Origin of the sequence: Streptomyces sp. NPDC058620 (assembly GCF_042717135.1) — a bacterium.
Taxonomy (GTDB): Bacteria; Actinomycetota; Actinomycetes; order Streptomycetales; family Streptomycetaceae; genus Streptomyces.
This window is the reverse complement of the sequence record NZ_JBHXQO010000104.1, coordinates 1-8704: the sequence shown is the minus strand read 5'-3', so window position 1 is coordinate 8704 and position 8704 is coordinate 1. Positions and strand designations below refer to the sequence as shown.

The following is an 8704-nucleotide window of genomic DNA, read 5'->3' as shown; positions in this document are numbered from 1 at the left end:
CCCGGCGCTGCCGCGGGTGGGCCCCGGGCATCTACCCCCCTCCCGCCCCCCCCCCGCCCGGGGCGCGGGCCCCGCGCCTCGTACGGAACAGCTGGTCAGGCGTAGTAGCGCAGCGTCGCGCGCAGGGCCGCGGTCGAGTCTTCGCAGTACTGGGTGAAGCTGAGCGCCAAGGCGGTGATGATGCCGCGTCCGTCGACGCTCATCCGGCTGACGGTGAACTCTCCCGAGGTGCCGTTGCAGCCGCCTCCCGCACCACTCACATCGAGCCGTGCCTCGCCGTCGTCTCCGAGACCGTTCGCCTGGTAGGTGCGGCCGACCTCGATGGACTCGCCTCGGGGCGCGGCCACGATGCCGCCCCAGGTTTCGCCTCTGCCTTCGATCTGGAAGCTGATCTGCCCATCCGGCGTGTTCTCCCGTTCCCGCAGTACGAACACGCTGCTGGCACCGGTATGCGTGCCGCTGCGTCCACGGCTGGGGTAGTCGCCCGGCTCGCCGTCGTAACGGAACGACAGGGGGTAGGCGCGGTATTTCACCGACCCTCGCATGGCCGGCGCATCCGCGGACTCGCACCGCTGGACATAGCTGAAGTCCAGGACAGTCACCTCACCGGAGGCGTCGGTCTCGATCTGATTGACCGAGAACGACCCGTACGTCACGTTGCAGGCACGGTGGTGCCCGCTGACAGCCAGGTTGGGCACCCGCCCGACAGTCGAACCCGGATCCTTGTAGACGCCGGGGAAGAGCGCCGGGTGTCCGGCGGGCGGGGTGAGGTTGATGTCCCAACCACCCTCCTCATCAGGCACCGACACCTGGACATTCGACGCAGGCCCGGTGACGACGATCTCATCGGCGGGAGCACGGTAGTTCCCCGGTACCCCCTCCCCCACCCAGTCGCCTTCCTCGCTGGTGAACGCGTACGAGGTCACCCGCTGAGGTACTGCGGTCGCCGCCGCTGCGGACAGGGCCGTCACCCCACCCATGGTGAGCAGGAGCGCGACAGCACCGCCCGCCACACCCCATCTCCGCCGACGTATGAAAAAGCTGCTGTGCATCTCGGTACCCCCTGGTCAGGAGCACGCCGCGTCCCGGATCACCGCGCGCGCAACCCCTACAGTCACTCGAAACTGATCACGCCTCAGGTACCCCACGAGCGGCGTCTCCATGCCCCCTGCTCCATCCGAATCAGGCGGTTGCGCGCGCCATGAGTTCGATCATCCGGCAACCGCCAGCAAGTGTGCCGCCGTCGGGCCAGGGCGGGCGACGCGCAGTGTGTTGGCCGCGTCCAGCTTCAGGAGCACGGCCAGGAAGCCGGACTCGGCGTCCAGGCTGATGGCCCCTGACCTGCTGATACAGGTCAGAGACAGGCACTGAGCTTGTCGTTCAACATCCAGGCCGCTCAGGGGTAGATCAGTCGAGCCAGATGAGCATCGCGTGACCGGTGGACGCAGCCCCCTGGAAGAACTCTGTCAGGGGAGTGAACAGGTCGCGGGCCCAGTCCAGTGAGGCGGGCGAGTCCCAGATTTGGGGGTAGATCTCGGCCTTGGTGAGTTCGGAGGGGTCGACATCCTGGATGAGCTGGTCATACGTCGTCTGCTGCAGGGTCTCAGCGGCCAGCTGTACTCGGTCTGGGGTCAGGTATTGCGGCGGTCCGTAGCCCCAGTCATCGGTGGCGAGGGGTTCCTCACCGTGAACGATGTCGACAGGGAAAGCGGAACGTTGCAGGAGGAACCCCAGCAGGTGCCATGTCTGGTGCGTGGTGAAGTGCCGCAGTTCGGCCGGTGCGGACTCGCACTCTTCCTGCGCGTCCTGAATCTCCTCGGAGAGGTCCAGAGCCCATTCGGGATCCTTCACCACCCGGTCCAGTTCCGCGGGTGTGACGCGTAGGTACTCCCCGTTCATGCTCATGGGCGGCAGCATACGGAGCGTGTCTGACAGCGGGGTCGGGCAGCGCCGAACTGGTAGCCATGCTGTGCGTCGGGGCTTCGTGCCCTTCTTGTGATGGGCGGGTCGGCCGTATGCCCCGCCGGTGGCGAGGACTCTGCCCACGTCATGACGGGTGGCTTGGCGACGGTTCTTCGAACCCAGGGGCCGACCTGGTCCGGGCCGGGACGTTTCGGTGCACCAGCTGGTGACCCAGTCTTGGCGTGCAGGTCCCTGAAGCCTATGCGGACACGGGCGGGTGTCAGTCTGTTCGGTTCGGCCGGCCTTTCCCCAGGCCGCCGCAGGTCGGTGGCCAGAGGGCGGGCGAGCCGGAGCGGGACGTAGGCGGCGATCACCAACCACGTCCACCGGTCGGCCGCTTCCGAGTCGCGGAGTCGGGGCTTGGTGCATCCGAGTGTCTGCTTGAACAGGCGAAAGCGTGTGCTCGATGTCGAAGCGTCACAGGAAGGACTGTCAACCGCGGTCGACATCCGTTTCGGTCGCATCGGTGCCCCGACCACCACAGCCATACCGGCTTGTTGACCCCGCCGCTGGGCATACCCCGGGTTGCCGGGTCTCCGAAGACGAACTCGCCGCCGTGCTTTGGCGGCCGGCCTGGGGTCGTAGACCCGAGGCGGTGTCGGCCGCCGCATCACGCGGTCTGAACGGAGCCGACCGAGGATCTCTACGGGCGGTCCCGCCAGCAGGTGGCGATGCGCGGGGCGTCGTATCCGGCGTCCAGCACGACCAAGACCTCCGGGTCGCCCGGCTGCCAGTGGCCTGCGGCAGCGAGCCGCTCGACGACCTCGCGGACCCGCACCACGGTCACCGCGGAAACGTCGGCGCCTGGCTCCAGGCGGATCGCGTCCAGCACCGCCGTCCAGGACGTTCGGCCGGTCTCCAGCGCGGCCACGACCGAGTACGGCCAGCCAGGGATCATCTGGTGCTTGCCTTCACCCCAGCCGAACGTGTGGCAAAAGCCCGGTATTGCACACGTGTTGGCGTCCGGCCGCAGCCACGGCGAGACATCCACAGCCAGCACCAGCCGCCCGTCCTTGGCAACGGCACCCCGACCGGGGCGCGACGCAGCCGTGCGACATCGATGCGCCCCTGGTTGAGCCCGCCATACAGTGCTCCGTGACCACGACGATGCTCTGGCGCGAGCGCGAGATCAACCAGCGTCCGCACCGGCCCATCCGAGCGCAACAGCGCGTCGCACAACTCGAACAACGCGTCGCCCCGCGCGGTCATGCACGCGTACAACTCCGACCGGAAGTGTGACACTTCCGCGAATGCGTCCCGCAGGACACCCTGATCGAGCCTCATTCGATACCGGACCATAGATGACAAGCTGAGAGGACACTCCTCGTGCAGTCGCTGCCGTCGAACTCAGGGCCGGCCCGCGTAGATGTGCGACTTGATGAGGTCGGTAATGAACCGGCGGCTGCGGTCAGGGTCGAGGGCCTGGGCCTGGAGGTGGTCGTACATCATGCTGTAACGCTGCACGTCGAATGGTTTCTCCAGGTAGAGGTCGCTGGTGAACTGCTCCAGATACACCACTCCCGCCTCGGGGCTGTCGGCGAACCTCAGGATGGAGAACTGCCCCGACAGGCCCGGGTGAGCCCCCACCGCGTACGGGAGGACCTGCACGGCGATGTGCGGCTCGCCGCTCAGCGCGTTCAGGTGCTCCAGTTGCTCGCGCATGACGTCGGGAGAGCCGACGACACGGCGCAGGGCCGACTCGTCCAGGACGACCCACAGACGCAGCGGGCACGCCGGGTCGTAGATCCGGTGCTGACGGCGCAGCCGCACCTTCAGGCGAACGGCCGCCTGTTCGACGGTGAGCAGGGGGATCGTTTCTTCGATGACGGCCTGGGCGTAGGCGGGGGCCTGCAACAGGCCAGGCACCACCAGGGGCTCGTAGGTGTGGATCGAGGCAGCGTCCGTCTCCAGGCCGATGTAGACGCCGTGAGGGAGGTCTCCGTAGACGCTCCACCATCCCTGCTCGCCGGATTCCCTGGCCATCTCCATCAGCGAGTCGATGACCTGCTGATCCACCACTCCGTAGATCCCGCACAGATCGCGCACATCTCGGGGATTGATGGCACGGCGGCCGTTCTCCAGGTGACTGATCTTGGGCTGGGAGACCATGAGCCGCTCGGCCACTTCTGTGCTCTTCAGCCCACTGGCCTGGCGGAACCGGCGCAGCTCGGCCCCCAGGCGCCGTCTCCTGACAGTGGGATTGTTGTTCGCCGCCATGGGCGGTGTACCTCCGGCTTCACGTCATCGTCCTGGTCCGCAGGTTCCCACGGGAGAGAACTTGTTGATCACGTGCCGTGCCGTCGTGCTCGCGCAGCGCCCGGTTCTCGTTCGTGGTGCCGGAGGCGCTCCCGAGCAACTGGGGGTGTGATCCCCTCGGCGGTCAGCACCCGTGCGAGACCTTTGCGCAGGACGGCGAGTGCCGTAGTGCCGCAGATGCCCGCCGCCGCCACGCGCGCGGCTCGCGCCCGGAACCCGGCAATTCCTGTCCCGGACATCTCGAAGCCGCACAGCACGTCCGCCAGGGCTGCCATCGCATCGTCGGGAAACGCTCGCAACGCATCTGCGTACAACCCCCGGTAGAACAGCATGTGCAGGTTCTCGTCGGCCGCGATCCTGGCCATCAACGACTCGCCCACCACATCTCCGCACAGCACACCCGTGTTGCGGTGCGCCTGCCTGGTCGCCAGCTCCTGGACGGTGACGTACGCCAGACAGTGCAGCGGAGTAAGCCATTGAACGGACCATCCGGTCGACACATGGCTCATCCGAAGGCGTTCAAGAGCGACAGGGTCTACCGCCCGTCGGGCGTGGATGAAGGCACGCAGCACGGTCGAGTGACGGTCCTCCTCAGCCGTCCACCGGTGAACCCACGTCCCCCAGGCACCGTCTCGCCCCAGTCGCGCCGCGATCTCGAAGTGGTAGCTGGGCAGGTTGTCCTCGGTGAGAAGGTTGATGACCAGCGCGTCTTGCACGGCCCGCGGCAACGGGGACTGTTCCGGATCCCAGGCCGCGCCGTCCAGCGGCCCGTCGAAGTCCCGTGCCTGACTCCAGGGCACGAACTGATGGGGCAGCCAGTCCCGTGCGGCAGCCAGGTGCCGCTCCAGCAGCCGCTCGACCGATGGCTCCAACTCCCGCAGCACGTCCGGCACGCCACTCACCCCCCTGTGTTGGCACATCAGCGCGCCACCGGACCAACGCACGCAGAGAACTGAAGAAACGCCCTGTCACCCCCTCGGGAGACTTCAAGCACCGCAAGGCAGCACGCCCGTTACTGACCCGAACCGGCGATCGTTACCCCTCACACGGCCGGACAGTTCTGACCAAGCGGCGGCGGCCCTGCCAACTGACACAAAAGGAGAACCGTGACCCTCGCGGACCCCTCCGCCCTCCCGCTGGGGCTGTCCCTGCTGCTATCCGCTGTCGTGAGCGAGCGCCTCACCGAGCTGTGGCTGTCTCGCAGACACGCGCGATGGGCAAGGTCGCTCGGCGGCCTGGAGTTCGGACAGCGGCACTTCCCGTTCATGGTCGCCGCCCATGTTGGGTTGTTCCTTGGCATCGTGACCGAAACAGCCCTGCTTCATCGACACTTCGTCCCGGCTCTGGGCGGGCCGGCCCTGTGCCTGCAAGCCCTCGTCCACGCCGGCCGCTGGTGGTGCGTGCGATCCCTCGGCCCCCACTGGAACACTCGCGTCATCGTCATCCCGGGGCGCCCCCTCATCCGGAAGGGGCCGTACCGCTGGCTCCGCCACCCTAATTCCCTCGTCGTAGCCATCGAGGGCGTCACGCTTCCCCTCGTATTCAACGCCTGGATCACCGCACTGCTCTTCACCGCCGCCAACGCGACAGTGCTAACCGTGCGCCTCCGGACAGAGAACGCCGCACTCCGCTTGGCCGCGTGACGCCGTGTGCCGCCATGTGCCGCCATGTGACGGCATAACGAGTTGGTGCGCGAAAGGAGGTGAGGTGGGACCGTTCTGCCCGCCTTCTGGAGCCGCTCGGCCATCAACCGCCAGGCAGCGTCAGACTCTTCCTGGACCAGCCGATGCCTCATGGGCCCGGACCGCAGGGGCACGTGAGGGTCTACCCGGACGCCACCGGGGACATCCGCTGCCGCCGCCACCGGCCCACTGGCTCAACGGCCAACCCACGACGCCTATTGCTCTGCCCCCGTCATGTCGAGTCCATGCCAGGGTGGAAGCGACTTGGGTTGGCACCCCTCATCCGGCCGCCACGGAGGTGGCCGATCCGGCCCCCGGGGGTACTTGCGCGGACCTCTCCGCCATTCCACCGCCTGGCATGAGCCAGCCCCGCACGCAGGAGGATTCCCCTGGCGGCGGGGCGGGGTTAGCCCGTGAGGTACGCCTGCTGCTCGGCAGTCTCCCCACCAGGGTCGTTCACTCGCTGATCCGGGCAGTGACGCCTCTTCCTTCGGGCCACAGTAGATCCAGGACTCCTGTGGCGCCGGGCAGCGCAGGAGACCGACCATGGACGAGGAATTCCACATCCACCACGGCAGCGAACTCAGCGGCACCTTGCTGCGGACCGGCGGCTCCTACCCGGACAACACCCCAGTGCTACGCGGCGCCTACACGCCCGCCTGGCGCCCGTCAATACAACTGGAGGGCGCACAAGGCGAGTTCCGCTGCCTCGCGGTGTTCATCACTCCAAGCCCGTGCAGCCTCGCCGCGGCACGGGGCGTTACAGCGGGCTGCCCTGCGCGCCGGCCAGCCTGCGCCTGACAGCCCATGCATGCCACGCCCGCCCGACCCTGAGCTCGGTATGCCTTCCCCGACATTCACCCCCGCCGGGGCGGGAAGGACCAGGAGCGCAGCGGGTGACATTCACGCTTCGAGGAACTGGGCTTTCAGCTCGGCAGTACGCTTGTCTGCGAAGCGAAGGTTGGAACGAGCCCCTTCGAGTGGTTCTGAAGCGCTCGTTGCTCTTCGGTGAGTTGACTGACGCGCCTGCCCAGTCCTATAGCGGGGATCTTGCGGCGAACAGCTCCCCGAAGGTGTCGCGGTGGCGCTGGGTAGGCGGCAGGCCGGGAGGGCACAGGAGCCCAGGGCGCTTCTGGGGGAAGCTCAGATGAAGCTCTCAACACGGCCGGAGAGAAGGCAGGCACCACCTCTCCGGGGGACCATGCGAGAGAAAGTGCTCGAATCCGAGGGGGACCGAATGAGCCGGGAGAATCAGCTGCCCCAGGCAGAACACGGAGGCGGGGTGCCGGGCCTGTACGAGTACGCCTTCCTCGCCGGCGGCGGACGGCGGGTGGTGGAATGCGCGCTAGTCGCCCTGATCGAACGTGGCACTCTGTCCATGCGTGCCGCTCGGGTGCGCACCGTGCGCGATGAGCAGCCTGCGCATCCGATCGATCGCGCGCTCATAGCGGCCTGCTCTCGCAGCAGAAGCGTCACGGACGTCATCGAGGGCCTGAGGCTCTGCCCGGAAATCGACGCGCTTGCCCGTCGGCTCGTCCTTGAAGGCCTCCTTCACCGCCGGCGTGGTCGTCCCACGCGCGCGGGACGACGGCATCTGGCAGTGGCCACGTCTCATGCAGGCATACCCGCGCATGTCTTCAAAGGACCCACCGAGCTCGAACGCGGGCCTGTCCAATATGGACTGCTCAGCGCCCAGCCCATCCCCCACCGACTCGGACGCAGCCTCATCCGCATGGGTAAAGCCCTCGATCACTCCCACCCCGATCCGGACACGGACGGAGGCAGCGCCTACAGCTGCGGCGGCGGAGGGAGCAGCGGGGACTGACGCGGTAGCTCAGTGCTGTCGCGGGGTTCGTGCGGTGGGGAGCTCCACACGGAAGGGGTCGGAGATGCGGAGTAGGCCCGGTGTCATACAGGTTCGTCCTGGGTGCAGTACGACCGGCCCGCACCACTCCCACAGTCGACGGGGGTTTCCCATGCCCGCAGGTTGGCGCAACTTCCTAAGACCTGTCCCGTGACTGCTGGTCAGGGGTGAGATGATCTTGGCGTGTCTGGTGTGATCACGACGTCGCAGCCCTCTTGGACAGCCCCGTTCAGCGGGTTGAGCCCGCGCCAGTTCGGCAGGCTGATCACCGCACTCCGGCGCGAGGGTGCAGATCCGGTGCGCAACGGCCGGCCGTGAAGTCTGCCGCCGGAGGACCGCGTGCTGCTGGTCGCCGCGTACTGGCGCTCGAACTTGACCCTGCGGCAGCTGGCGCCGCTGTTCGGGGTGTCGAAGTCCGCCGCCGACCGCATCATCGACCACCTCGGGCCATCGCTCGCGCTCCAGCAACGCAAGCGGTTCCACAAGGACACCGTGCTCATCGTGGACGGCACCCTGGTCCCCACCCGCGACCACAATGTCGCCGAGCACCGGTACTCCAACAACCACCAGGTCGTCATCGACGCCGACACCCGACTGGTGGTCGCAGTCGGCCGCCCTTCGCCCGGCAACCGAAACGACTGCAAGGCATAAGAGCTGTCCGGTGCGAAGGCCACCGTCGGCCAGACCACGGTCATCGCGGACGGCGGACGGCGTCCACCACGCCATGCTCGGCATCACCCGCCCGCACAACCTCGCCCTCGCCGGGTGACGAACGAACGAGCAGGCCAGCGAACACGTCGTAGATCATTTACGGGACAACGCTTACGAGCTCGTGCATGGTTGGCGGTGCGCGTCGAGGGCCGAGGTTTGGCCGTCGTGTTCACATTCGCACGCTGCTGGCGATGGTGGCGGTCTGCTGGTGGGAGAGCAGTCCGGCGAC

At 67.5% G+C, this 8704-nt stretch carries 7 protein-coding genes and 2 pseudogenes; 4 read left to right on the top strand and 5 right to left on the bottom strand.

What is annotated here, in order from left to right; translation table 11 throughout:
• Window positions 1–95: 95 nt before the first annotated feature.
• The 5 genes and pseudogenes from ACFWSK_RS36785 to ACFWSK_RS36765 all read right to left on the bottom strand — a co-directional run bounded on the left by ACFWSK_RS36785 (window position 96) and on the right by ACFWSK_RS36765 (window position 5111).
• Complete coding sequence (locus tag ACFWSK_RS36785; protein ID WP_383796276.1) at window positions 96–1013, bottom strand: hypothetical protein; 918 nt, start codon at window positions 1011–1013, stop codon at window positions 96–98.
• A gap of 394 nt (window positions 1014–1407) precedes the next feature.
• Window positions 1408–1905, bottom strand: a complete 498-nt coding sequence (locus tag ACFWSK_RS36780) for a YfbM family protein (protein WP_383796282.1) — start codon at window positions 1903–1905, stop codon at window positions 1408–1410.
• Between the two features lie 69 nt (window positions 1906–1974).
• Window positions 1975–3246, bottom strand: a pseudogene (locus ACFWSK_RS36775) (transposase); the annotation flags it as partial.
• Between the two features lie 63 nt (window positions 3247–3309).
• The gene (locus tag ACFWSK_RS36770) at window positions 3310–4179 is read right to left on the bottom strand and encodes a helix-turn-helix domain-containing protein (RefSeq protein WP_383796273.1); all 870 of its coding nucleotides are present in this window, start codon (window positions 4177–4179) and stop codon (window positions 3310–3312) included.
• A gap of 68 nt (window positions 4180–4247) precedes the next feature.
• Window positions 4248–5111: an acyl-ACP desaturase gene (locus ACFWSK_RS36765; protein WP_383796270.1), complete on the bottom strand. Its 864-nt coding sequence runs from the start codon at window positions 5109–5111 to the stop codon at window positions 4248–4250.
• Between the two features lie 213 nt (window positions 5112–5324).
• Between ACFWSK_RS36765 and ACFWSK_RS36760 the strand changes: the two genes are divergently transcribed.
• The 4 genes and pseudogenes from ACFWSK_RS36760 to ACFWSK_RS36745 all read left to right on the top strand — a co-directional run bounded on the left by ACFWSK_RS36760 (window position 5325) and on the right by ACFWSK_RS36745 (window position 8533).
• Window positions 5325–5861 carry an isoprenylcysteine carboxyl methyltransferase family protein gene (locus ACFWSK_RS36760; RefSeq protein WP_383796267.1) on the top strand — a complete coding sequence of 179 codons (537 nt, stop codon included), beginning with the start codon at window positions 5325–5327 and terminating at the stop codon, window positions 5859–5861.
• A 585-nt stretch (window positions 5862–6446) separates the two neighbouring features.
• Window positions 6447–6701 (top strand): hypothetical protein, encoded by a 255-nt coding sequence (locus ACFWSK_RS36755; RefSeq protein ID WP_383796264.1) that lies wholly within the window; start codon window positions 6447–6449, stop codon window positions 6699–6701.
• Window positions 6702–7047: 346 nt separating this feature from the next.
• Window positions 7048–7725: a TIGR04222 domain-containing membrane protein gene (locus tag ACFWSK_RS36750; RefSeq protein ID WP_383796261.1), complete on the top strand. Its 678-nt coding sequence runs from the start codon at window positions 7048–7050 to the stop codon at window positions 7723–7725.
• Window positions 7726–7947: 222 nt separating this feature from the next.
• Window positions 7948–8533, top strand: a pseudogene (locus ACFWSK_RS36745) (transposase family protein).
• Window positions 8534–8704 lie beyond the last annotated feature (171 nt).